General features: G+C 37.8%; 24 protein-coding genes. 12 read left to right on the top strand and 12 right to left on the bottom strand.

Features of this window, described 5'->3' with window-relative positions; genetic code table 11:
- Positions 1-52: 52 nt before the first annotated feature.
- Positions 53-2,338: a phage/plasmid primase, P4 family gene (locus ACMZ6U_RS00580; RefSeq protein WP_099832213.1), complete on the bottom strand. Its 2,286-nt coding sequence runs from the start codon at positions 2,336-2,338 to the stop codon at positions 53-55.
- A gap of 277 nt (positions 2,339-2,615) precedes the next feature.
- On the opposite strand from ACMZ6U_RS00580, the gene ACMZ6U_RS00575 reads away from it, so the two are divergent.
- The 5 genes from ACMZ6U_RS00575 (at position 2,616) to ACMZ6U_RS00555 (ending at position 6,904) form a co-directional block, all read left to right on the top strand.
- Complete coding sequence (locus ACMZ6U_RS00575) at positions 2,616-2,750, top strand: hypothetical protein (RefSeq protein ID WP_257209395.1); 135 nt, start codon at positions 2,616-2,618, stop codon at positions 2,748-2,750.
- Positions 2,725-3,048, top strand: coding sequence for a hypothetical protein (locus ACMZ6U_RS00570; RefSeq protein WP_024376924.1), 324 nt, complete (start codon positions 2,725-2,727; stop codon positions 3,046-3,048). The genes ACMZ6U_RS00575 and ACMZ6U_RS00570 overlap by 26 nt, the downstream gene beginning before the upstream one ends.
- Positions 3,041-4,162, top strand: a complete 1,122-nt coding sequence (locus ACMZ6U_RS00565) for a DUF2800 domain-containing protein (protein ID WP_099832214.1) — start codon at positions 3,041-3,043, stop codon at positions 4,160-4,162. Before ACMZ6U_RS00570 ends, ACMZ6U_RS00565 begins: the two co-directional genes overlap by 8 nt.
- Positions 4,163-4,166: 4 nt before the next feature.
- Complete coding sequence (locus ACMZ6U_RS00560; protein WP_024376922.1) at positions 4,167-4,715, top strand: DUF2815 family protein; 549 nt, start codon at positions 4,167-4,169, stop codon at positions 4,713-4,715.
- Between the two features lie 233 nt (positions 4,716-4,948).
- Positions 4,949-6,904: a DNA polymerase gene (locus ACMZ6U_RS00555; protein WP_105135967.1), complete on the top strand. Its 1,956-nt coding sequence runs from the start codon at positions 4,949-4,951 to the stop codon at positions 6,902-6,904.
- A gap of 35 nt (positions 6,905-6,939) precedes the next feature.
- Here the strand turns inward: ACMZ6U_RS00555 and ACMZ6U_RS00550 are convergent, their stop codons facing one another.
- Together ACMZ6U_RS00550 and ACMZ6U_RS00545 are read right to left on the bottom strand one after the other, a co-directional pair.
- Positions 6,940-7,509: a hypothetical protein gene (locus tag ACMZ6U_RS00550; protein ID WP_024412704.1), complete on the bottom strand. Its 570-nt coding sequence runs from the start codon at positions 7,507-7,509 to the stop codon at positions 6,940-6,942.
- 333 nt (positions 7,510-7,842) lie between these two features.
- Entirely contained in the window at positions 7,843-9,666 is a 1,824-nt protein-coding gene (locus ACMZ6U_RS00545; RefSeq protein WP_416105754.1) for a hypothetical protein, read from the bottom strand.
- A 275-nt stretch (positions 9,667-9,941) separates the two neighbouring features.
- Between ACMZ6U_RS00545 and ACMZ6U_RS00540 the strand changes: the two genes are divergently transcribed.
- The 6 genes from ACMZ6U_RS00540 to ACMZ6U_RS00515 are packed head-to-tail and all read left to right on the top strand — an operon-like array spanning position 9,942 to position 13,050.
- On the top strand, positions 9,942-10,631 hold the full coding sequence (locus tag ACMZ6U_RS00540; protein WP_014636311.1) for a helix-turn-helix domain-containing protein: 690 nt from the start codon (positions 9,942-9,944) through the stop codon (positions 10,629-10,631).
- A gap of 2 nt (positions 10,632-10,633) precedes the next feature.
- A complete protein-coding gene (locus tag ACMZ6U_RS00535) occupies positions 10,634-10,861 on the top strand; it encodes a hypothetical protein (RefSeq protein ID WP_014636310.1) in 228 nt (75 codons plus the stop codon).
- A complete protein-coding gene (locus ACMZ6U_RS00530; protein WP_014636309.1) occupies positions 10,851-10,979 on the top strand; it encodes a hypothetical protein in 129 nt (42 codons plus the stop codon). The genes ACMZ6U_RS00535 and ACMZ6U_RS00530 overlap by 11 nt, the downstream gene beginning before the upstream one ends.
- Before the next feature lie 4 nt (positions 10,980-10,983).
- Positions 10,984-12,399 (top strand): Y-family DNA polymerase, encoded by a 1,416-nt coding sequence (locus ACMZ6U_RS00525; RefSeq protein WP_014636308.1) that lies wholly within the window; start codon positions 10,984-10,986, stop codon positions 12,397-12,399.
- Complete coding sequence (locus tag ACMZ6U_RS00520) at positions 12,396-12,764, top strand: hypothetical protein (protein ID WP_014636307.1); 369 nt, start codon at positions 12,396-12,398, stop codon at positions 12,762-12,764. The genes ACMZ6U_RS00525 and ACMZ6U_RS00520 overlap by 4 nt, the downstream gene beginning before the upstream one ends.
- Positions 12,751-13,050 (top strand): DUF5960 family protein, encoded by a 300-nt coding sequence (locus tag ACMZ6U_RS00515; RefSeq protein WP_014636306.1) that lies wholly within the window; start codon positions 12,751-12,753, stop codon positions 13,048-13,050. Before ACMZ6U_RS00520 ends, ACMZ6U_RS00515 begins: the two co-directional genes overlap by 14 nt.
- 117 nt (positions 13,051-13,167) lie before the next feature.
- Here the strand turns inward: ACMZ6U_RS00515 and msr(D) are convergent, their stop codons facing one another.
- From msr(D) to ACMZ6U_RS00470, 9 genes are all read right to left on the bottom strand, one after another.
- A complete protein-coding gene (msr(D), locus tag ACMZ6U_RS00510) occupies positions 13,168-14,631 on the bottom strand; it encodes an ABC-F type ribosomal protection protein Msr(D) (RefSeq protein ID WP_014636305.1) in 1,464 nt (487 codons plus the stop codon).
- Between the two features lie 119 nt (positions 14,632-14,750).
- Positions 14,751-15,968 (bottom strand): macrolide efflux MFS transporter Mef(A), encoded by a 1,218-nt coding sequence (gene mef(A), locus ACMZ6U_RS00505; protein WP_014636304.1) that lies wholly within the window; start codon positions 15,966-15,968, stop codon positions 14,751-14,753.
- A gap of 386 nt (positions 15,969-16,354) precedes the next feature.
- Positions 16,355-16,525, bottom strand: coding sequence for a hypothetical protein (locus ACMZ6U_RS00500; protein WP_002941306.1), 171 nt, complete (start codon positions 16,523-16,525; stop codon positions 16,355-16,357).
- Between the two features lie 390 nt (positions 16,526-16,915).
- The gene (gene rlmD / locus ACMZ6U_RS00495; RefSeq protein ID WP_416105753.1) at positions 16,916-18,268 is read right to left on the bottom strand and encodes a 23S rRNA (uracil(1939)-C(5))-methyltransferase RlmD; all 1,353 of its coding nucleotides are present in this window, start codon (positions 18,266-18,268) and stop codon (positions 16,916-16,918) included.
- Positions 18,269-18,349: 81 nt separating this feature from the next.
- Positions 18,350-19,780, bottom strand: a complete 1,431-nt coding sequence (locus tag ACMZ6U_RS00490; protein WP_416105752.1) for an LCP family protein — start codon at positions 19,778-19,780, stop codon at positions 18,350-18,352.
- 419 nt (positions 19,781-20,199) lie between these two features.
- The gene (locus tag ACMZ6U_RS00485) at positions 20,200-21,123 is read right to left on the bottom strand and encodes an L-lactate dehydrogenase (RefSeq protein ID WP_416105751.1); all 924 of its coding nucleotides are present in this window, start codon (positions 21,121-21,123) and stop codon (positions 20,200-20,202) included.
- A gap of 151 nt (positions 21,124-21,274) precedes the next feature.
- Positions 21,275-21,619, bottom strand: a complete 345-nt coding sequence (locus ACMZ6U_RS00480; RefSeq protein ID WP_415669976.1) for a YlbF/YmcA family competence regulator — start codon at positions 21,617-21,619, stop codon at positions 21,275-21,277.
- Positions 21,620-21,846: 227 nt separating this feature from the next.
- Positions 21,847-22,548, bottom strand: coding sequence for a type I 3-dehydroquinate dehydratase (locus ACMZ6U_RS00475; RefSeq protein ID WP_416105750.1), 702 nt, complete (start codon positions 22,546-22,548; stop codon positions 21,847-21,849).
- A complete protein-coding gene (locus ACMZ6U_RS00470; RefSeq protein ID WP_416105749.1) occupies positions 22,548-23,708 on the bottom strand; it encodes a class I SAM-dependent rRNA methyltransferase in 1,161 nt (386 codons plus the stop codon). The genes ACMZ6U_RS00475 and ACMZ6U_RS00470 overlap by 1 nt, the downstream gene beginning before the upstream one ends.
- 138 nt (positions 23,709-23,846) lie before the next feature.
- Between ACMZ6U_RS00470 and ACMZ6U_RS00465 the strand changes: the two genes are divergently transcribed.
- Entirely contained in the window at positions 23,847-26,024 is a 2,178-nt protein-coding gene (locus tag ACMZ6U_RS00465) for an LTA synthase family protein (RefSeq protein ID WP_416105748.1), read from the top strand.
- Positions 26,025-26,058 lie beyond the last annotated feature (34 nt).

Here is a 26,058-nt window from a genome sequence, read left to right as displayed (position 1 = left end):
AAATAATCAAATACCTCTATTGTGGAAGTAAGTTGGCTAAAAATGTTGGTCATTAATCTAAGAAATCATAGCCATCATCAACCAATTTCAAACCAAGAATGAAGTTACCTTTACTTGTCCGTTTTCGTTTAAAACCTGCCTGATCAAGAGCAGAATAAAAATCGGTCGTACTGCGTGTGTACTCCATGTTTTTGGCGCAATAGGCACGATACTGACTGTAAAGTTCTCCTGATTTTTCTGACAACTGATCACCAACTTGACAACAATCGCTAAGAAAATGTCCCAACCAGTCATTGGCTTCTCGGTAAGCTTTGACGGAAGCTGATACGGCAGTTGGTACTTTTGTTTTGAAGTTCGCTTTGATGGCTTTTTCTGCACCTTCTATAATCCAAGACATGATTGCTGGTGCTGCATTGTCGTACAGATAATCCGCAAAGTTTTTGATGTCAGAGCGACCAGTGATTTTGGCGTTAAACGGGATAACAACCAAACGTCGCCAAGTTCCATCATCGTTCGCCCCTACTTTAGGCAGATGGTTAGTGTAAAGAACCAGCGTGTGTGAGGGCACGAAGTGGAATGGATCCTTGTACTTCTTCTCTGCTTGGATTTCATCTGTTGAGGTAATCTGCTTAACAACCGCAGTATTGAGTCGCATCCCTTCTGCCATTTCAGAAGCAATGACCAGACGTTTCCCTTTAAGCTCAGCAAGCTCAGGACTGACATTACGCTTGTTTGACATAGTTAAGGCATCCGCAGATAATTTACCTGAATAGCTCCCTAGCACACGAGCGATGGTATTCCAAAAAGTAGACTTGCCGTTCGCTCCGCCTCCATAGGCAATAATCATGTGTTCCTGATAGACCTTACCGATAGCTGCCATACCAATAATTTCTTGAACATAGTCAATCAATTCTTGGTCATTACAGAAAAAGGTGGCTAAAGTTTCCTGCCATAATCCCATTCCCTGATCACTAGGGGAGACTGCGGTTATTTTTGTTATGTAATCTTCAGGATTGTGTTCTTGTTGCCCATTTATTCCTTTTCGTAAATCATAGGTAGCCTCTGGGGTATTGAGTAATAAGTCATCACTATCTAATTCTGACAATTCTACTGAAAGCATTGGTTTAGCTGTATTATAGACAGCCATCAAATTCTTATAGTCACGATGTTTCATGACAAATTTATGAAACTCTTTGGCAGCTAGATAGGCTTTTAAATACTTCAATTGAAGTGGAGTTTCAACTGCTTTTTCTAGATGTTTTCCTCCAGCCTTAATGGTCAATTCATCAATACCTGAAGACTGAAGTTGTTTTTCTGCAGTTTCCAAGAATGCATTCGCTTCAGCAAGTTGTTCATCGGTAAAGTGTACAACTGCACCTAATGCCAACTGTTTATTCTCACGCCAGTGAGTTCCGTCATAGTAAAGATAGTCCGTTGCATTGGTATATGCGAGCCTGTTCGCATACTCTCTAGCAAGAACTCCCGCTTCCCCAACATCAGAGTAATCATCTGGTTTTAATGTTTCTCTATTGAAAGCGTCGGGAGCCACGTAGCCTTTAGATGTTTTTATAGTTCTATTGTAGAATCGCACAGCACTACCCCAGATGGTATCTAACTCTGCTTTATCAAGTGGCGGTACACATTTCTGAGCCTGTTCATCAAAGCCATCTCTTGATTCTTGCGTTACTCCTAAACGTTTTAGAATTTTTGCTGCAAAGACTGACATGGTAGAGTTACGACTGCCTTGCTGGATTGGACCATTTGGTGGCGTATAGAAGTCTGCATCGAAATCTTCCCCGTCATCAATAGACACAGCTTGAAACAAATCTTCATCAATAGTTAGCCATGAATCATGCCATATAACCTGTGCATTGGGATTTCCAAAGAAGAATCGTGCCGCATCCTTGGCATTATCATCAAAAAACTTGTATTGATTACAAAGTTCTTCCTTCATTGCTACATAGATGTCTTTATCCGCTACCTCTTCAATCTGAAAATAGATGTGAAACTTCGGTCGAGGTGCTTTGCCACCTTTAGCCTTCAAATGACTTCTACTGGTGACCAAGGCAAAATTGTAATCCGCAAAGATTTCTTTTAATCGTTCTACAGTTATCCATTCATCAGGATTTTCTGTGTGATCATTATCAATATCCATGACTAACACATCTGACTTGATAAAGTTGACATTGGAGCGAGTATTTTGGACAAAAAGACCTGCCACATGGTCGAATTGAGCTACGTTTTGTAAGATAGCTTTATCAGTGATAGTTACCATATTTGGATAGACCGTAGTTGTTTGTATTCCTGTCTGTCCAGAATGAGATAGGGTAAATTTCATTTGATATGCCTCCGTCTTTAGTTTTTAAATTAGGAAACTTGCTTCCTACCTTACTAAGTAAGAAACAGAGATGATTTTCCGCACTTCCGAAAATTTTATTAGAAAAATAAAAGTTTCCTATTAAATGCACAGGAAACTTTTTTATGTTCAAAAAATTATAGTGAGAAGCGGAAAAACATCTCTTAGATCTACTTAGTAAGATGTAAGGGATAAAAATATTCCTTACAAAACGGAAAAATCATTCGAAACCTTACTTAGTAAGATAGGAGGACCCAATATGGCAAACGAACCATACATCGAACCTGATGATGATGTTGCTGATACTCTCATCGCTATCAGCGTCATCTCAAAACTACTCGCTCGTAAAATAAAGGAGGAAGAAATCAATGCGCAAAATGAAAGAACTGAATAGACTGATTCATGATATGGAAGAAACCGCAAAGTACTACCTTCGATTGGTAGATGAATTCAAGAAACTCCTCTCTTCTGAGGAAGAAACGATAACAAAACCTGATCAATCTAAACCAGAATCACAAAAGGAAATTCAATTGGAGGATGTCCGTGCTGTACTTGCCACGAAAGCAAAAGATGGCTATAAGGAAGACGTCCGTGCTCTTCTAAATGCTTACGGTGCTTCTTCACTCTCAGCACTTGACCCAAAACACTTTGCGGCTGTTCTTGAAGAAGCTGGAGGAATTGGTAATGACTAACCACGCCATTCTATCCGCATCTGCATCACATCGTTGGTTGAACTGCCCACCATCTGTTCGTCTTACAGAGGAACTTCCAGACACAACATCTGATTTTGCTCTTGAAGGTACGGATGCTCACGAGTTATGTGCTTATCTAGTCGAGAAAGCTTTAGGGAGGAATGCGCGTGATCCAACAGAAGATTTAGCATTTTACAACGATGAAATGCAGAATTGCGCAGAAGAATACCGCAACTATGTGATGGATCAAGTTGAGAAAGCCAAAGGCTACTCTCGTGACCCTACAGTTCTTGTCGAACAACGACTTGACTTTTCCAAATGGGTACCTGAGGGCTTTGGAACTGGGGATTGCATCATCGTGGCAGACGGACTTCTACAGGTTATTGATTATAAGCACGGACTTGGTGTTCTAGTAGATGCAAACTACAACCCGCAAATGATGTGTTATGCCTTGGGTAGCATTGAAATGTTTGATGGACTTTATGATTTTGATAAAGTCACCATGACCATCTTTCAACCACGAAAATATAACATTTCTACCTTTGAGATGGAAAAGACTGAGTTGCTTGAATGGGCTGAAAACGTGCTCGCTCCAAAAGCTGAACTTGCATTCAAAGGTGAGGGGGAGATACAATCTGGTAAACACTGCCAATTCTGTAAACTCAGGAATGTCTGTCGAAAACGTGCTGAGGATAATTTGGCACTAGCCAAGATGGAGTTTGCGGATCCAGCTTCCCTTAATAACGAGGACATTGCTGATATTTTGCCTAAACTAGATTTGTTGATTTCATGGGCAAACGACATCAAAGCTTATGCTTTAAATCAAGCAACAGATGGACATCCTATCCCAGGATACAAACTGGTTGAAGGTCGCTCTGTTCGTAAATTCTCAGATGAGTCAGCCGTTAGCCAAGCAGTGATTGAAGCAGGCTATGACCCTTATGAGAAGAAACTGCTCACTATCACGGCCATGACTAAGTTACTTGGCAAGAAAACTTTTAACGACCTACTTGGTGGTCTCGTAATAAAACCAAGTGGTAAACCAACACTCGTTCCAATTGACGACAGCCGTCAAGAGATGAACCTAGCAAAAAATGAATTTAAAGAGGAATAAATATATGACAACTAAAGTAATTACAGGACCAAACACTCGCTTCAGCTACTTAAATGCCAACGAGCCAAAATCTATCAATGGTAGCACTCCCAAGTACAGTGCCTCACTCATCATCCCAAAAGTGGATACAGTCACCATTAACAAAATCAAAGCTGCTATTGAGCAAGCATACAAAGAAGGCGAATCAAAGCTCAAGGGCAACGGTAAATCTGTACCTGCATTATCTACTCTGAAAACTCCCCTACGTGATGGTGACCTTGAACGACCTGATGATGAAGCATACAAAAATGCTTACTTTGTAAATGCCAACTCTCCACACAAACCTGGAGTTGTTGATGGCAATCGTCAAGAAATCATTGATACTTCAGAATTGTACTCTGGTATCTATGGTCGTGCTTCTATTACCTTCTATGCTTTCAATTCAAATGGTAATAAAGGTATTGCTTGCGGTTTGAATAACTTACAAAAATTGCGCGATGGTGAGCCACTCGGAGGACGTACTCGTGCTGAGGATGATTTTGCGACTGAAGATGATGATGACTTTTTGAACTAGAAAGAGAGAATTAGATCGATGATGTATACTATTTTAACTTGTACTATTATGGGACTCTGGGTGCTTATCGGACTATACTTCGGGTACATGACCATTAGAGATGACATTCGAAATGAAATAGAACGAAAGGCAAAGCAAAATAAAGAAAAACTTAGCCAAACACCACTCAGTCGAAAAAACAAATAGAACTTTAGGTGGCAGTACTTCTGTCACCTTTTTAGGAAGGACAAACTATGCCGATAAAAGAACTCAGCATTGACATCGAAACCTATTGTGAAATTGACTTACGAAAATCTGGTGTATATCGCTATGCAGAAGATGACAGTTTTGAACTCCTTCTGTTTGCGGTTTCTGTCGATAATGGACCAGTAACTGTTTACGACTTAACTAAAGAGAAATTACCCCAAGATATCCTTGAGAACTTGGTGGATGATAGTGTCATTAAATGGGCATTCAACGCTTCATTTGAGCGAATTTGTCTATCAAACTGGCTCAAGAAACATCATCCTGAGTTCTTATCAGATGGATTTCTCTCCCCAGTTTCGTGGCGGTGTAGCATGATTTGGTCCGCATATTTAGGACTCCCACTTTCCTTAGAAGGGGTTGGAACAGTTCTCAAACTCAAAGACCAGAAGATGAGAGAGGGGGCTGACCTCATTCGCTACTTCTGCTTGCCTTGTAAGCCAACCAAAGTCAATGGGGGACGAATTCGTAACTTTCCTCATCACGCACCTAACAAGTGGTCTACATTTATCGACTACAACAGACGTGATGTTGAGGTCGAATTGGCCATCAAGGAACGGGTGAAAAACTTCCCAGTACCTAGCTTTGTTTGGAATGAGTACCACCAGGATCAGATTATTAATGACCGTGGTATTGGCATTGATTTGGATTTTGTCAAAGCTGCTATCAATCTTGATGCCAATAGCAAAGCCAAAATTCAAGAAGAGTTAAAAGCATTAACAGGTCTTGAAAATCCCAACTCTGTTCTGCAGATGATTGGCTGGTTACGTGAACATGGAGTAACTACTGATTCTCTAGATAAAAAAGCTGTGAAAGGACTCCTCAAAACGGTTGATGAAACAACTGCTCAAGTTCTCAAACTTCGTCAGCAAGCTGCTAAATCAAGTGTGTCTAAATACCAGGCCATGATGAACTGTGTTTGTAAAGACGGTCGAGCAAGGGGAATGTTTCAATTCTATGGAGCAAACCGAACTGGTCGATGGGCTGGCCGTTTGGTACAGCTTCAGAATTTACCTCAGAACCATCTTCCTGACCTTGAGGAAGCTAGAGAACTTTTCGGAACAGGTGACTTAGAAGCTACTGAGCTAATCTACGACACACAAGATACCTTATCTCAACTTATCCGAACAGCCTTTGTCCCTAGTAAAGGAAAGAAATTCATTGTTTGCGACTTCTCTGCCATCGAAGCTCGAGTACTCTCTCACCTGGCTGGAGAGAGATGGCGGAGTAAGGTATTTGAACAAGGGAAAGACATCTACTGTATGTCCGCTTCTCAGATGTTTGGAGTACCAGTTGAAAAACATGGACAAAATTCCGAACTCAGGCAAAAAGGAAAAATTGCGGAGCTTGCTTGTGGCTATGGTGGATCAGTTGGTGCACTCAAAGCCATGGGCGCCATTGATATGGGACTATCAGAGGACGAACTCCAACCACTTGTTAACTCATGGCGACAAGCAAATCCAAATATCGTTCTCTTCTGGTGGGATGTCGATAAAGCGGTTAAGATTGCTGTAGAGGAACTACTTCCTACATCTACTCAAAATATTCAATTTGAAGTCAAAAGTGGCATATTGTTCATCACCCTTCCTTCTGGTCGTCAACTCGCCTACGTCAAACCTAAAATTGGTGAGAACCAATTCGGAGGGGAATCTGTCACCTACGAAGGGACTGGAACTGCCAAACGTTGGGAGAGACTAGCAAGTTATGGTCCAAAATTTGTGGAGAACATTGTCCAGGCTATCAGTCGTGATATTCTTGCTTACTCTTTGGAGCAACTGAAAGAGTTTAAAATTGTAGGACATGTACATGATGAAGTAATAATCGAATGCCCAATGGAACAAAAACTTGATAAGATTGCATCATTGATGGGTATTGCACCAGACTGGATGTCTGATATTAACCTTCGTGCCGACGGATACGAATGTTCCTTTTACCAAAAAGACTAAAAAATCGCCACCTCGCAATTGAGATGGCGATTCTGTTATTTATTTAATTCTTTGTAAAGCTCAATTCCTTCTTTCTTAGTATTATTGACTTTTTTATAGCCTGCAGATTTCTGTACTCCTAGTTTTTCAAAGATTTCCTTATTTTCATAACCATCAAATAGCATTTCCAATATTTCTGGTGCTTGAAAGTTTGATTCTGCAAGTTTTGATTTCAAAAACTCAAATTGATCCATGAATAGATAAAGTTCAATCCCATCATCGATAACTGGTAAATCTTGTTTCTCTGTGAATGCTTCCAATGATGAAATCTTAGGGGAATTTTTACTAGGCTTACGAAAATCTTTGAGATAATCATTAACTGAGTTATTATACCACCAGACCATCTGTTCATAGTCCTCTTCTGAGACAGGAACAAATGCAGTGAGTATTGGAATACCCATAATTCGACATTGACGAAACGTGCCACGTAGCAAACCTGAATGGCGTGAAGTCATGTAATAATCCTGCACGAACATAGGTGCTAATACTTCACTTTCAGTTGGTTGTACTCCAGTTGATGAAGATTGAGCTTGGCAGTAGTTGAAGAAGTTGACATTGATTGTCATGATAAATTGGCTTCCCAGTTAATACCGAAAGCACACATGACAAATCAAGGCATGCAAAAAATATTCTTGACCGCATAGTTACTTTCCTCTATGTTATCGGTCAGCTAACCTCACAGACTGACTGTGCACTCTCACACCATGACTTTGAGGTTCGCTATGATCAGTAGCAAATCATGGTATGAGATTACTTTTAGTCTAGTATCTCATGGAAAATAAAAAAGAAAATAGCAAGATTCTGACACGGTCAAAACCTTGCTATTATGCAATTTTCTCCCTAAAACACAGAAAATATCACAGAAATAATATAAAAATCGTGTCAACATTGTGACACGATTACTTGATAGATATTCCCCTTTTTGTTAAAAATTGTTTTGCAGCCGCTACAGATTGTCCTTGGAAATGGTTAAGTAGGTATTGGTAAGCCATATCTTCTTTATCACCATTTTTTATTTTAAAGTTTGAGAGCGATAACAGATGCTGATTAATAAAATCAGGTAGCTCAAGATACACCAATACCAATACAAAGAGCTGTAAACTACCACCCGTTCCTTTAAACAGTCGTTTAATCGTTGATTCACTGGAATCTACTGCTTCTGCGATTTGGGGGAAAGTTTCTTCTTGATAATCTTTTACTTTATTCATTGCTTCAGTGAAGTCATTTGGCAATTGTTTAAACAATGTAAATTCACGATTTCGTTGCTCCGTTTCAACTTCAAGCTTTCTTTCATCTACAGAATATTCAATCCCATGTTTGTATGAAATCTCAAATTTATACGAGCTAGGATGTAAAAGATATAATGTAAAATCTTCTTCAAAACCCATTTCCTCATATTCTTTACGCTTAATGTCAAAAATAATCGCATACTCATCTAATTTCTCAAGAGCTGCTGGCGATATCAAAGGATACTTAATAAAGTACCAAACTACTTCTGGACTATTAATAACCACATGTCCGTCAACATAGATATAACGTTTAGAATCAATCAATTCTCGAAAATTACTATCGGAGGCATATAAATCAAACATTTGTTGTTCTGAAATAGTTAGAGTCTGATTGTGATTTACTTTTAGTTTATTAAAAGCATAATTGTTAACATATCGACCATCTACAAATTCCAAAACCCCACGAACTTCATCAAATCCTAATTCAATCAATCTTACTCTTGCTGACTGTTTTGAGACATGGAAAAAATCTGCCAACTCTTCAATAGTAATTTGAAGAATATCTAGCATTCCAGTACGTTTGTTATGTTCTGCAATCTCAGTAATTAATTCTAATGCTTTTTTACAAAATGTACTTCTTGGCATCAAAATTCTAGGTGGAACAACCTTCGCTTGTTTTTCTATCCACATTCTAGCATTCTTAAAATCTTTATCTCTACTCTTATAATCATCTTGCGAAAGTAAAAATTCCTTCATCATTATGTGTGGTCTGTGTCTATATTGATGATATGCCTCATGAATGAGTGTTAGGTTTTTATTCCCTTTCACAAATTTACTTGCATCATAAATCACCGTTCCTTCAGAAACAACCAAACTCTTGTAAGAATTGTAAGTATGGTCATATACCCTAGCTATTTCTGACCTAAAATGACTTTGACCACGAATGCTACCATCAGGACTTAAGGGGCTTTCCAGCAATGTCAGTCCAAGACTATTTATTGCAATTAGAGGGTCAATAGGTTGCGGTAGCTTCAATGCAGAACTATAAAAAGTATTCAAAAATTGTTCTGCTTCTTCCTCGTATTTTGTTTGATACATATAGGGAAGTAACGTAGAATCTAGCTGTGTTTCACTATCAAACTTTACTTTTCGATGTTCACCAATTTCTACTAGCGACATTATAACTTCATCATCAAAGAATAACAGATATTCAATCGTATGTTTTCTTTGGATATCTCTTATCTCTGTCTTATCTTTACAAACAAACTCGAAATGTGTTTCTGAGGTCACATTAACTAATAATCGAATAGTTCGATAATCTTTTTGAAACGGAGTAACTTTAATATACTTTATGTTTGGAAGTTCTTTTGAAAACACTTGCCAGCTCTCAACAGTGGTTTCTATCTTAGCTTTAATATCCAATAAAATATTACTATGAATATCTGATTTAATTTGATTTGTAAATTTTCTTTTAATATATTCTGTAATCGGCATCTTACAACCTCAATTCCGTTGCTTTATAATGCAACATGATATTGGGAATATTATATCAAAAATTGTTAAAAAAATCAGCACATTATTCTATTACAAGAAAATTTGTGCTAATGTTACTTTAGATATGATTCAACTACTAAAACCAGAAAAACGATATATTTTACATATAGAATGAATGAATACTAAGCAGATTTTGCATCTGAATAATCTTTTGTTGCAAAGTTTGATATTTTTGATATAATCGTTGCATAATAAAGCAACAAAGGTGGTGCGTCATGTTTTCTGGAATTCGTCTTAAAGAAAAAAGAATTGAGAGAAAATTTAATCAGTCTGAAATTGCCTATAAATTAGGTATCAATAGAGCTTCTTACAGTAAGTGGGAATCAGGTAAATCAATCCCAAATCAGAAAAATCTCTCAGCTATAGCAAAAATCCTAGATGTCCCCGTCACCTATTTCGAATCAGAATACAATATTGTCAATAATTATCTTCAGTTAACTCCCGGTAACCAGCTAAAGGCAGAGGACTATGTTGAGGAGCTTCTTCTATCCCAACAAACTTCAAACGTCATTCCACTCTTCTCAGTACAGGTACTATCAGATATTCAATTATCTGCTGGCCTGGGAGAAGGATTCTTTGACGAGTTTGAAACTGAAACTGTCTACTCCGATGAGGAACAATACGGCTACGATATTGCAGCATGGATCGAGGGAGATTCCATGGAGCCTGTCTATAAGAGCGGTGAAGTCGCACTTATACGCTCGAACGGTTTCGACTATGACGGGGCTGTTTATGCATTATCATGGAATGACTCAGTTTATATCAAAAAACTCTACCGTGATGAGGATGGATTTAGAATGGTTTCACTGAATAAGAACTATCCAGAGAAGTTCATCCCTTATGAGGATGAACCAAAAATTGTTGGTCTAGTTGTAGGCCACTTCATGCCTGTAGAGGGAGTATAGTCATGAAGCTAAAGGATATTTTAGAACTTGGGACGTATGGTTTCAATCCGGACTGTAAAGTCGAAATTTTCAATATGGACAACTTTGAAGAGCGACTAGAAAATGAAGGATTCGATGAAATTCTTATTCCTCAAAATGATGACGTAACAATCTATCCCTACGCATTTTTGATTGAGGATTCTATTTTGATTGCTATGACCGAGGAGGATGACAATACCAATGAATGTTAAAGAAATGATTTACATCAAAGACGAACGTATTATCTTCACCCCTGACAAATTTGAATACGACATCACAGATTACATCGGTGAACTTATCGAAGAGCTAGAAAAACTTAAAAGGAGATAATCCTATGGGCTATATCGACTATTCTTTTGAACCTCAAAGTGACATAGCCTTCCTCGATATGAAGTCCTTCTACGCTTCGGTAGAATGTGTGGATAGAGGTTTGCATCCGCTCTACACATCACTGTGTGTCATGAGCCGTGCAGACAACTCGGCAGGATTGATTCTCGCTTCTTCTCCTATGTTTAAGAAAGTCTTCGGTAAAGCAAATGTAGGTCGTTCCTACGACTTGCCATTTGATATCAACACTCGAAAATTCAGCTATCAAAATGCATGGAAACAGGGAATTGAGGTAACACCAAAGTATAAATCGTTTATTGAACACTGGGCAAAACGTACACTCATCGTTCCTCCTCGAATGGACAGATATATTGAGAAGAATCTAGAGATTCAGCATATCTTTCAAGACTATGCTGCTCCAGATGACATTCTCCCCTATTCAATCGATGAAGGCTTTATTGACCTTACTAGCTCACTCTCTTACTTTATTTCTGATAAGTCAATGTCAAGGAAAGATATGTTGGATAATGTTTCGGCTATGATTCAAAGGGATATTTATCGCAAAACAGGTATTATCTCAACTGTGGGAATGAGTAATTCCAACCCTCTTCTAGCTAAACTAGCTCTTGATAATGAAGCTAAGAAAACTGCTACAATGAGATCTAACTGGTCATACGAAGATGTAGAAACCAAGGTATGGGCCATTCCAAAATTAACAGACTTTTGGGGGATCGGTAGTAAAACCGAGATTCATTTACAAAAACTTGGTATTCATTCAATCAAAGAATTAGCCAATTTCAATCCTGATATTCTCAAAAAAGAATTCGGTAAAGTCGGTGTTCAACTTTGGTTTCACGCCAATGGAGTTGACGAGAGCAACGTCCATGAACCCTATAAACCAAAATCACGAGGATTGGGTAACTCACAAGTACTTCCTAGAGATTACAGAACCCAAAGAGAAATTGAAATCGTATTAGCTGAAATGGCTGATCAGGTTGCTAATCGACTGCGTTCGGCCCATAAGAAAGCAACTGTTGTTTCAATCCATATTGGCTATTCTAGGACTGAGATGAAAAAATCTATAAATGCACAGAAAAAAATAGAACCAGCAAATCTCCCAAAAACAATGGTAAGTCATGTACTTGAATTATTCCGAAAGAAATACACCTCTGGTGCAGTGAGACAAATTGGTGTATCTTATAGTGGCTTTGTAGATGAAAGCTATACTCTACTATCTCTCTTTGATGATGTAGAACAAATTGAAAAAGAAAATAGACTTCAGACAGCTATTGATGTTGTCAGAGAACAGTTTGGCTTTTTAGCCATACAAAAAGGAACCGTCCTAACTGAAGGTTCCAGAAATATTGAACGTAGTAAACTTATCGGCGGTCATTCCGCTGGTGGATTGGAGGGATTAAAATGATTGACCGTTCATACTTACCATTTCAGTCAGCAAGAGAGTACCAAGATACTAAGATGCAAAAATGGATGGGCTTTTTTCTATCTGAGCATACATCAGCACTCACTGACGATGCAAACAAAGTAACGTATATGTCAGATTTGTCACTGGAGAAGAAATTATTACTCCTCAGTCAGGTGTATGCTGGGCAACTGAACACGCGCATTCATGTAGTTGAAAAAAACAATCGAGTTTCCTATACTGGAACAATACCAAGTCTGACCAAAGATTTCATATTAATAAAAACTACAACAGGTCACATTAATTTGAAATTAAAAGACATTGTTAGTATTGAACTTGTAGAGGAGGTGCTCTATGAATCAGCTTGAATTTCAGCGTAATCACCTGCAAATGGACTATTATAGCGAGAGCTACCAAGATTTTGAACGTGACTTCTACCGCTACTCCAACATGAATATTCCATTGACCTTCCTGACTGATGATATCCTCAAAACAATGGCGACTTCTCGTAAGAATTACTTTGTCCTAAATAAGGAAAAAGCTAGAGATAATCGTGATCACTTCTTCATATTTGAAGTAAGTACCGTAGATGAGAATCCGCTAATCTATCATTATACATATAAGAAAACTACAATATATTTAGCAGAAAAATAGGAGCAGTTCAATTGACTGTTCCTATTTTTAATATTCATAAAATCTAAAGTCTTTATACTCTTTAACAATGGAGTCGCCAACCAGAACAGACTATACTGACCAGCGACTACCTTAAATTTAATGTTTCAGATTTATTTTCTTATCTCTAATTTCATAAACTACATCTGCTACATTTTCGAGTAATCGTTTATCGTGGGTGATAAACACGATAGTTCCGGTGTACTCCTTCATTAGTATTTCCAAAGCCTCTAAACTTGGTATGTCAAGGAAGTTACTGGGTTCATCCATTATTAGGATGTTATATCTACCCATGAGCATTTTAGCAAGCAACAATTTTATAATTTCTCCACCGCTTAAAACAGATAAACTTTTTCCAATATCGTTCTGTTTGAACCCCATAGATGCTAGCACTGAACGAATTTCTGATATATTGTAGTCACAATCCTTCTGCATAAACTCCATAACATTCTGATTACTGTTGTACTTGTAACCATTCTGTGCAAAGTAACCTATTTTTGCCTTAGGCGAAATAGAAATTCCTTCTTCATGGTTTAAGATCATTTGGATTAAAGTTGTTTTTCCGATTCCATTACCACCAGTTAACGCCACTTTTGCTCCTAACGGAATTTGAAAAGATGCATTTTCAAAAAGAGCCTTATCCCCAAATACTTTATTAATTTCTGCACCGACTATAGGGTATGGATTATGGAGCTCCAATGCTTTACTTTGCCTGAAACGAATTCTGCGAATGCCTTCCGGAGCTTCTACTTTTCCTAAGGCCGCAATCCTGTGCTCTAGGGTTTTAGCAGCATTATACATCTTTTTTTCCTTACTTCCTATTGATTTTTGATGAGCTAAACGCCCTCCGCCTTCAGTACTTTTTTTCTTTGAAGAACCTTTTGCCTTCTGTTCTATTTTACGAGCCTGTTTTCGCTTTTCCTCCGCAGCCCTTTCCAATCGAGCACGTTCCGCAATAAATTGTTCGTATTCTGCAGCTTGTCTCTTACGTTCTTCCTCTTTCTGACGAAGATAATCAGAATAGTTTCCCCAATACTCAGTGATTTTGCCATCTTTCAGTTCCCATATTTTATCTACTATTTCATCAAGAAAATAGCGGTCATGGCTAATAACTAACAGTGCACCTGTAAAATATTTTAGCTGTCCTATTAGAAAATCAATTCCTTCACGGTCTAAATGGCTCGTAGGTTCATCCGCTAAAATACCATGAACCTGTGCCGATAAGGCCTGTGCTATTTTAAGCCTTGTTTCTTCACCACCGCTCATGGTCTGTATATTTAATTGCTCAACACCTAGCTTGCCTACAAGCGCAAAATCTTTTTCCTCCTGCAGAGTTACTTCGTCCAACTGGGGAATATAGGCAAGTTCACCCAGATGATTCATTTTACATCCTGGGGGAATTAATTCTCCTAAAAGTACCTTGAATAAAGTGCTTTTTCCTGCACCATTTGCTCCTACTAAACCAATACGGTCATAATCATATACTTCTAATTCATTTATATCTAAAACATCGTGTCCTTTGAATTCCACACGAATGTCTTTTGCTTTTAATATTAATTCCATAACATTTCCTCCTGTCTATAATCGCATGCTTTCATTTGCTTGTACGCAGGAAAAACCCTGCGATTTTAGCAGGAAGAATTACATGAAAATAAGATACATAAATATCCCTCCAATATTGTTTATTTTAAATCTAATTTTCTAATCTCATTTATCATTGGGCAAACTATTGCAATGCAAATAATTAAAATACCTGATAGTAAAAACCAATGATTTACACCGATTCTATCAGCAAAGAGTGCAGAAAGAATTAACCCAATTGGCATAGCAAGTGACATGATACTTCCGGTCAAAGAAAATACACGTCCTAAATATTCAGGCTTAATTTTCTCCTGAAAAAGAGCTGTTTGCACACCGCTATAAAATGGCACCGAAAGCCCCATTATTGCACAGCAAACTACGAATATTACAAATCCATTTGGAGGAAGTATTCCCGAAACGGCTAAACTGGTCCCCATTATAAAAAATGAACTTGTTATTAGTAATACATGCTTTTCGAAGCCCCCTAATCTTCCTAATAATAAGCCTCCTGCTAGCATCCCAAATGCAAAGGAAATTTCCGTAATAGAAATATGCACAGGCGTTCCATTAAAGTGTTCCATGCTTATTAAAGGAAATAGTGCATTGATTGGCATATAAACAAAAGTATATAGTGTTCCTAAGAGTAATAAGGCAAACAATCCTTTGTTTTGTCTCAGAACCACAACTCCTTCTTTCATCTCTCTTATGAAATTTGGTTCTAAACTTTGCACTTGATTACCCAGCTTAGGTATACGTACAATTGCTACCGTAATAGATGCAATCACAGCACCCAATACATCGATGGCAATAATAGCATTTAGTTCCCAAACGGAGTATAAGAGTGCTGCAACCGCCGGACTAACAATATAGCTTATAGACTGCAAAGACTGACTATAGCCTGCACATTTCGTAAGCTGTTCTTCTGGTACTAAAAGTGGCGTAACCGCATTGAGAGCCGGGGTGTGAAAAGCTGTTCCAATGCTACGGATAAACAATACTATCATAACCATCCAGACAGGTAGCTCCATATAGAATGCAACAATAGTAAGCACCGAACCAGCTGCTGCGATAATTAAATCAGCACCAATCATTATCTTCTTCCTATCATGACGATCCACTAGCACACCAATTGCAGGTCCAAAGACCGCATAGGGTAAAAAACCTAATAGTGAAGCCATAGACAAGACCATCGCGGATCCAGTTTTTTCTGTAAGGTAAAAAATAATCGCCATTTGCAAGATGGCACTAGTGATTAATGATACTGCTTGCCCTGCCCATATTGTATAAAACTTAAGTTTCCAATTGTTGTATTTTTCCATTTATATTATCTCCTGCATATTATTTTGCTTAAATTTCTATTTTGAATAGCATTATAGGCAATAAAAAAATGCAGGCCTAAATCCACAATGTGGCTTTTGGTCTGCATACATACAATTTGGAAACATTCATATTAAAGACATAGTTAAATAAAGGTATAGTTAAATAACCAATATCCTCACCGTAACTAATGAATGCTCAATATCGTATAAATAAGCACAACAAAAAAGCCTATCATCGGGTATAGATTCTGCTTTTCTTATTGCCAGCTTATCTTAAACGCATTGAGGCTGTCATAGTTTCGGTTCCTCCTACATCTTTGTTTATATCAATTTATAGTATAACACAACAAGATGATATGTTCAATATAAAAGTTATGGAATGAGTCTCATACTTCCAATTCGATGCCAGATTTAAAGGATATGACGAAGTGTTCTTCATAGACTGTAACGCTCTGGATTATCTTCCTTAGTAGCAAGCGATTAGCTTTCACAAAATCTTCTGTTTGTAGTTTTAAAAATTCATCAGGATTTTCTAACTCAACCTCAAAATATTTCATTTTACATTCCCTCATTTCATTTATTGATAAATTGAGTTTACAAAAAAGAGTGGACAATTTTTGTCTACTCTTAACCTTTAAAATAGTTTTTTTTAATCGATTTGAAGTTGCCTAAATTATTACTTATTCGGTAAAATGAAGTATTGCTTTCAACAGATTTCCTTCAACTACACTTCACTTGATTCAAACAAGGTGGGTACATTTCTATTCCCACAAACTCCTTGTCAATGGAAACAAACACGTACCCACAGGGTAAATGGAAATAGAAACTGATAATTTCTAGCTATCACTTCTACTCATTCCAAAAATTTTCTCACTCTGATACTTACCCACCATAAAGCAAAAAGCCTTGCAATCAAGGCTTTCATTATCCCTTTCGTTCAAAGGTTTCTAAGCTTTTACAAGCAGAGCAACACACTCGATGTGATGCGTTTGCGGAAACAAATCAACAGGCTGCACTTTAGTCAACTTATAACCCAATTCTTCATACAGCTTGATATCACGCGCCATGGTGCCTGGGTTGCAAGAGATATAAGTGATTTTTTCTGGAGACATAGCTACGCTAGCTTTGATAAAGCTTTCTGTCAAGCCTTTTCGTGGCGGATCCACTAGGATAACACTCGGTTGAATACCTTCCTTGCTCCATTTAGCCATGGCATTTTCAGCAGAATCGGCAACATAGTGAGCATTGGTAATACCATTTCGCTCTGCGTTTTTCTGAGCATCCTTGACAGCAGCTTCAATAACTTCAACCCCATAAACAGCCTTGACTTTTTTCGCAAAGGACAAACCAATCGTTCCAATACCTGAGTAGGCATCAATAACCACATCATCAGTACTTAAGTCTGAGAAATCAATGGCAGTTTGATAGAGCTTCTCTGCCATTTCCGTATTAACCTGATAGAAAGATTGAGCTGAAATCTCATAATCATTTCCTAACATCTGGTCAGAAATGGTTTCTTTGCCATAAAGCGTACGGAATTGCGAGCCCAAAATGGCATTGGTATTTTGATCATTGATGTTCTGTAAGATAGAGACAACCTTTGGAAATTCCGCCGTAATCTTTTCCACGATTTGCTCGATGCGGAAAATCTTGGGACGAGTCGTCACAAGAACTAGCATGATTTCTCCAGTGTAATGTCCACGACGAACTAATAGGTTACGAATCAAGCCTGTCTGCTCTTTTTCATCATAAGGTCTGATATCAAAGCGGCGTAGCAAATCACGGACAAAGACAATCAGCTGGTCAATGTCCTTATCTTGAATATAAAAATCCTCAATAGGCATAAGATCATGGGAATTTTTACGGAAAAAGCCAGTTTCTAGCTGACCACTAACACGACGAACAGGCACTGCAGCCTTATTACGATAAGCAAGTGGCTTTTCCATACTAAGTGTCTCAGCTACCTCAATATCAGAAATACCAGCTGTTTTATAAAGATTATTGATTACTTGCTGGCGTTTGAACTTGAGTTGCTCCTCATAAACCATGTGACCAAAATCAGCGATACCAGAGCGCAAATAAGCAGCATCAATATCCTGATTTCGTTTGTCTGACACCTTGAGGTATTCTTCAACTTTTCCAAAACCAATTTTCTTTTTCAGCTTCAAAACACGCATGTTGATGATTTCCCCTGGAAGGGCATTATCCACAAAAAAGACCAAGCCGTCAACCTTGGCAAGCCCTTGTCCTTCGTGGGTTAAATCAATAATCTCTACTTCAACAATATCATTTTTTTGCATCTTTTCGACTCATTTCTAGTTTTACAGCTCTGCTATTTCCCAAAGAAAAAGAGAGACCCTTGTCTCTCCATTATATCATATTTACCTAAAACCTAAGTCAGACAGTTCTTTTTGATACTTATCAAAATCGATTGTTAAACCTTGCCCACCATAGACATCATAGTCATCAATCCAATCGCCTTGTTCAGGGATGGTTGTTTGATGAATGGCAAAATCCCCATCAGTTATACTTGACAATCCTGTTCTTAAAAGATAAGGATAAGATACGTTTGTTGACGTCAAAGCATAAATTTTTCCCAAAGCTTCCGAACCTGTAAAAAGCTTAGTTGGATTCTTAACCTGACGTAAAATTTCTTTCATCACTTGTTGCTGGCGCTTGGTTCGTCCAAAGTCACCATCATCATCCTTACGGAAGCGGGCGTAGTTGAGAAGGGTACGACCATCCATTCTTTGCTTACCAACTTTAATCGTTTGATTTGGAACACGCCCTTGGTCATCCATTCGCAGATCATCAGGAACCTCTACCGAGTTTACCCTTTCACCGTCAATAGTAGCAAATTTAGCATTGATGGCAACCCCGTTAGGGAATAAGGCATCAATCGCATCAGCAAAGGTTTCAAAATCAACCATCATATAGTATTTGATGTCAATGTCATAATTGGCTTTTAGCGTTTCACGCATTAATTCAGCTCCACGATGATTATTTTGCTCACCAACATTAAAGGCAGTATTTAATTTTTGGTCCTTAAGATAATCTGTTTCACTAACATCAGGGATATTAACTAAGGTATCACGCATGAAACTGACCATCTTGACATCCTTATCTTTGTTGCCGACATTGACCACCATGATAGTATCAGTTCTGGCATCCTCAGAACCTTGGGCAATACGCTTGTCACTTCCTAAAATAAGAATATTAGTGCCATCTCTTGTCTCCTTACCATTAAAGTATTCTTCCATAGCAGGTTGCAAATCCTTACCTTTAGGGCTTGAAATGCCTGTGACTCCTTTAAAAAACATAACCAAAAGTATCACAAAAACAAATAGCAACAACAGACTGAAAAGAATAAGGAAACGTTTCAAGCGTCCTTTTTTAGACTTCTTCACAACTTTAGATTGCTTGGCTAGCCTTCTAGACTTGACAGTAGATCGCTTTTCTTGTCGTGTTTTTCTGGGTTTTTGGGTTCTAGTAAGTTCACCAGGAAAAACTGGTAAGCCTTGATCAGTCACATTGTTTTGATGATTAAGCTCCTCATAGTCATCATTCAAATACGGACGCGACTCATCATCTGCATAGCCTCCGTAATCATAGTCAAGCCCTCCAGAAGGTAGGCTAGCTTCTTTGGTTTCTTGTTTAAGGCTTGTTCGACTAGTCTGTCGACTGGTTAATTTTTGGTAAAGGTAATTAAACTCGGTCTTTTCACGCTCACTCAAATAATGAATATTTTTGAAAAGGTAATTATACCTCAACTGCTCGTGATGCGACAAGCCCCCTGCATCTTTTTTTGCCATAATTAGTGTCTCATACTATTCTATCAATCCGCTGGAATCAAAGATTATTTCTTATATAAAAGAAGGTTTCTCTAAAATCTTATAACTTCTATTAAGACTTGTCAAGAATTCATCTGAATCCAGGGATACCTTTTACATTAACTATCGTATTTCTACTCCTTCTCATACCTAAGTTCAGACCTCAAATACTTGATGGAAATGTCTAAGTTCTTATCATCTATTCAACAAGTCTAACTGACCTTACTAACCATTTTCCATCCAATGAGCTAGGGGATTGCCCACGTCTGATATTCAATACTTGGGCGACCGTCAATTTTTAGCAAACTTGAAGTTACCTTAGCTAAACATCAATCCATTTGACGTTGAGGCTTGAAGCCATAATCAAAAACCAATCACAAGGGACTGGTTTTCCTTATATCTTAGATTTTTGAAAGAGCAGCTTCAACGCGTTCTTTGATAAGATTGGCTGACGCTTGCAATTTAACTTTTTCGTCTTCTGTTAAGTTCAACTGAACATGACCAACTTTACCTGAACGCCCAACCAAGGCAGGATAGCCTACATAGGTGCCAAATGCTTCTTGGAAACTTGAAATGACTAACTCCTCCTCAGCATCGGATAAAATAGCCTTAACAATACGGATTACAGTTGTTGCGATACCATAAGAGGTATACCCTTTACCGTAAAAAACTGTATGACCACCTTTCATAGATGCAAACGACATTTCTTCCAATTCATCTTTGGAGAAGAAATCAGAAATAGGTTGCCCCTTGACACTAACTTGACTCCAAGCTGTGAACTGAGAGTTACCATGTTCACCAAGATTATAACCAGACACACTCTTAGGATTAACTCCTAAACGCTCACTAACCACGCGCTTCATACAAGCTGTATCAAGGAGAGTCCCTGTCCCAATCACACGCTCCCTAGGAAAACCAGTCAGAGCTTGATAAAGGGCTGAAACAGCATCGACCGGATTTGAAATAACGACAAGGACACCGGAAAATCCTGAGTCCTTGAGTGAGACCGCTACCTGAGGAACCTGTTCCTGCATAAGGGCAAACTCCGCAAAGCGATCTTCACCTGCATTATGTTGAAGACTGATATTACCAAGGGCTGACACCACTACATCAGCATCCGCTAAGGCAGAATAATCATTGATGGTAAGCTTAGCAAAGCTAGAGTGATTAGCCATGGCATCCTGGAAATCAATCTGGTCTGCACGCACTTTCTCCACTTTAGGATCTATCAGAACATAATGATCCGCGACACCCTCAGCAATCAAACCGTGCGCCAATGTTGAACCAACATTACCCATTCCAATAATACCAATTTTACGTACCATAATGATTTCCTCCTTCTAATACTCATTGAAAATCAAAATCTGATATTGTCAAGTTTACCTTGATGAACTTTAGTTCTAGCTACGACGCTTTTTCTAGTCAGATTTTGATTTTCTTCGAGTATAAAAGCGACTCGACTGTTTCCCTAATGGCTTATTTACCTGTTAACTCCTGTAAAGGCTTAAAAACAATACGCTCAATATCTGAGATATAGACAGAAAGAGCTTGTTGAGCATTGAAATAATCTCTGACGCTTGTATTTGCTTCCATTTTTTCAGTCATTGATTGAATAGCTTTTTGATCATCCTCAGTTGGCATCTGACCTGACTGCATCTTTTGATACAAATCTTCTTGGAAAGTAATAAATTCATCAAAAAGAGCCTTTGATGCTGGATCGTTCTCAATCTTAGTTTTTGAATCGGCTACCGCCTGATATTCTGGTAAGCTACGAATACCTCGCTCCAATTCATTAGCTAAATCGTAAATATTAGTAGACATGGTCATTCCTCCATAAAAAAGTATTGACCATATTTTAACATAATTTTAGTCGCAGGTAAGGGCAAAATAGCACGATTTTTCAGAAAAATGACTCATCACAAATAATAGATAGCATAATCCTTTGCCAAATAAGAAAAAGCTCCCTTTATAGGAACTTTTCATCTCTTTATGCCAACTCAAGATTATTTAGAACCGTGAGCTTTCTTTTTTATCATTAACTGAGTATATCAAACCTGACTACTTTGTGAATCTTCTTTAAGAACTGTCATAATTTTTTTCATATCCAACAATTTGATTTGACCCGGCGCACTAGCATTTTCACAATCTAAACTGGCAAATGTCCATGCTGAACCTGTCACATTACCTGAAATCCTCGAAAGTTTTCCGAGTTTCCCCATCGAAACTGTCGCATAGGTTTGTTCTGGATTTAAGGTTTTAAAACCACGTGTATAGTTCATTAGATCGAGTACTTCTTGTTCATTATGAGGCATCACTGAAATTCTAACAACTCGTGGTGCCAATGTGGTTAATTCTGAAAAAATCTCCATTAAATTTTCCGGTGTCTCGTGAAAATTGTGGTAACTTAGTGATAAATTCGGAAAACTTAACAACTGATCAAAATGTGATTTATAGGTAAAGTATTCAAAATCAATATAATCTGGGTGATAAAGCGCATCAACATCTTTCAAAAGAGAAATGTAATCCTCAGGACTAAGTTCTGCAAAACCGCCTTCGTTAACCGTACGAATGGTAAAGAGAATCTCGTAACCAGAAAATTTCTCAAAAACAGCTGGTGCCACTTTTAAAATATCATCTTTTGCTAAATAATCCGCCCGCCATTCAATAATATCTGCGCCTTCATATTTTGAACTATCAATATTTTTAACCTCATCGAGGCTTTTAGGAATAATTGGTACAACTATTTTCATTATCCAACCTTAATGGTAAATACTTTTAAGTAGTTACTTCTTTCATCATTCTTATTTATTTTAAAATCAGCTGGTAGTTGGTCTAGGGATAGCACTTGATAGGGCTTCCCACCAAAACCTTTATTAATCTGTTTTTGAAATTGCTCTACACTAAGGTTTGAAGCATTAGTGGACAAAATCAAAATACCATTTGGATTTAAAATAGCCACTGCCTCACTGACTAAACGATGGTAATCTTTTGAGACAGAAAACGTTTGTTTCTTGTTACGTGCGAAGCTAGGGGGATCAATGACAATCACATCATATGTCAAACCATGTCGTTTAGCATATCGATAATAAGCAAAGACATCCATAACCTTGAGTTTATGATTTAGAGTATCAAGTCCATTAGCCTTGAAATGTGCTTCTGATAATTCAACAGACCGCTTAGCTAAATCAACAGAGGTTGTTTGTCTTGCCCCTCCCATGGCTGCAGCAACAGAAAATGCAGCTGTGTATGAGAAAAGATTCAAAACGGATTTACCTGCTGCTAAACCATCAACCAAACGTCCTCTAACCTCATGTTGATCCAGAAAGATTCCTGTCATCAAACCATCATTTAGAAAAATTTGGTACTTAACATTATTCTCAAGCACTTCAAAAGTCTCAGGGGCTTTCGCACCATAAAGATGTCCTGATTGCCTCTCTGCACCTTTAAAGCGATACTTTTCATAAGCCCCTGAAAGGTCAGAAAAAACCACTTTAAACGCTTCGACAATTCTGTTTTTTATACTGTAAACAAAAGCATTATACCATGAAAAGATGACAAAGTCACCATATCTGTCAACAGTAAAACCACCAAAACCATCTCCTTCTTGATTGAACAAACGATAAGCTGTCATACTTGAGTCATTAATAAAGGCAAGACGAGATTCTCTTGCTTTAGTGAATAAAGCTTCGAAGAAAGATTGAGTTAACTCTATATCATCTGTAGAAATGACCCAACCGATTCCTTTATGTTGTTCTGATAAGTAGGCTGTCGCTAGCAATTGGCCAGATTGAGATATTAGCTGGACCAAGCCATTTTCTGTTTTAGCAGTCGGTAAATCATCTTTTTCTAATAGAACAATACCTTTGCTTAGTTTCTTCTCCACTTGTGCACTTAGTCGAAGTTTTTCCATAAAAATCATTATATCAAAATATCAGTTGTATGAATAGCAAGAGGTAACAACTTTATTTGTGACCTCTTTTTAATTTATGATATAATAACTATTGAGATTCTTTATTATTTAGGAAAATAAACAAGGAATAAAATTGTTGTGAAAAAAATTATCAATACAATACTTAAAGTGATGAGTACCCGCCTGGGATTTGTCCTTACTTTATTGTTTTTTTATTGGTTAAAAACCCTCTGGGCTTACCATGTCGACTTTGTGCTTAATATTGAAAATGTTTATCAAACTTTTCTAACCATCATCAATCCTATTCCCATCGGATTGCTTCTGATTGGCCTAGCACTTTATATCAAAAAAACAAAATTATTTTACAGCTTAGCTTGGCTCATCTACCTTTTACTAACTATTCTCATAATTGCCAATGCCTTTTACTTCCGAGAATTTTCAGATTTTATTACTGTTAGTACAATGCTAGGAAGTAGCAAAGCTGCCGCAGGTTTAGGAGATTCAGCTCTTAACTTAGTTCGTTTCACTGATCTTTTTTACATTGTTGATCTTATTTTACTCGCCTTCCTCTTTATTAAAAAGAAAGTGACAACTGATAGTCGTCCCTTTAATAAGAGAGCAAGTTTTGCGGTAACTGCCCTATCTGGTCTTCTTTTTTCTATTAATCTTTTTTTAGCAGAAATTGATCGCCCTGAACTTTTATCACGTGGTTTCTCTAATTTCTATCTAGTTCGAGCACTAGGCTTACCAGCTTTTTCAACTTATAGCGGTAACCAGGCTTATCAGGCTGAAAAAGAACGTAGTGGTGCCACTGCAGAAGAATTAACTGAAGTTAAAAACTATGTTAAGGAAAACTATGTGGCTCCAAATCCTGAATTTTACGGAATTGCTAAAGGGCGCAATGTGATTATGATCCATTTGGAAAGTTTTCAGCAGTTTCTGATTGATTACAAACTAAATGTGGATGATCAAGAACATGAAGTCACCCCATTTATTAATTCGTTATACCATTCCAAAGAAACCTTTGCCTTTTCAAATTTTTTCCATCAAGTTAAGGCCGGTAAAACTTCTGACGCCGAAACACTGATGGAAAACTCTTTATTCGGTCTAAACAGTGGCTCTTTCATGGTAAACTATGGGGGAGACAACACGCAGTTTGCGGCACCAAACATCTTAAAGCAAAAAGGTGACTATACTAGCGCTGTCTTTCATGGAAATGTTGGTACCTTCTGGAACCGTAATAATGCTTATAAACAATGGGGATACGACTATTTCTTTGATGAATCTTACTTCCAAGAGCTTACTAAAAAGAATTCCTTCCAGTATGGTCTAAATGACAAACATATGTTCTCAGACTCTATCAAATATTTAGAACATATGCAACAACCCTTTTATACAAAATTCTTAACGGTCAGTCATCATTATCCCTACACGAGTTTAGCTGGGGAGACTGAGGAGCAAGGATTCCCACTAGCAAAAACTGATGATGAGACTATCAATGGTTATTTTGCAACAGCCAATTATCTCGATAGTTCTGTTAAAGCATTCTTTGACTATTTGAAAGCTAGTGGCATTTACCAGAATTCTATTATCGTATTATATGGTGACCATTATGGTATATCAAATTCACGTAACACTAGTTTAGCACCACTACTCGGCAAAGACCCTGAAACGTGGTCTGAATACGATAATGCCATGCTTCAGCGTGTCCCTTACATGATTCACATTCCGGGTATGGATAAAGGATTTATCAGTGATACTTACGGTGGTCAAGTGGACAATCTCCCTACTCTATTATCACTTCTAGGCATGGATAACTCAAATTATGTAGAGTTAGGGCAAGATTTATTATCACCTGACAATAAACAAATGGTAGCTTTTCGTTCTTCTGGAACATATATCACCCCTAAATATACCAACTATGACGGGAAGCTCTACAACACAGCAACTGGGGAATTAATTACCAATCCTGATGAAACAACACTCGCTGAAAATCAAACTATCCGTGAGTCTGTAACCCAACAACTAAAAATGAGTGATGCTGTTCAAACTGGTGATTTACTCCGGTTTGATGAAGATAACGGTCTAGATAAAGTAGATGCTAGCCATATCTCTTATATCGATTCTTTAAAAGCTCTCAAAGCGATAGAAAAGAAACGTGGTGAAAAATCAACTAGTATCTATAGCCAACACAATAACACAACAACTCAGGACCTCTTTAAAGCTCCAAGTTACATGCAGCTAAATCCAGAAGTTACTGACACGTCAACTACTTCATCTACTAGCTCAAGTTCAAAAGAAGCTGAGAAAAAATAAAAAAAAAGAACTTCCAACGAAGTTCTATTTTTTA

Origin of the sequence: Streptococcus pluranimalium (assembly GCF_047785745.1) — a bacterium.
In the GTDB taxonomy this organism is placed as follows: Bacteria; Bacillota; Bacilli; order Lactobacillales; family Streptococcaceae; genus Streptococcus; species Streptococcus pluranimalium_B.
The sequence above is the reverse complement of the archived record's forward strand: the minus strand, read 5'-3'. Positions and strand labels throughout refer to the sequence as shown.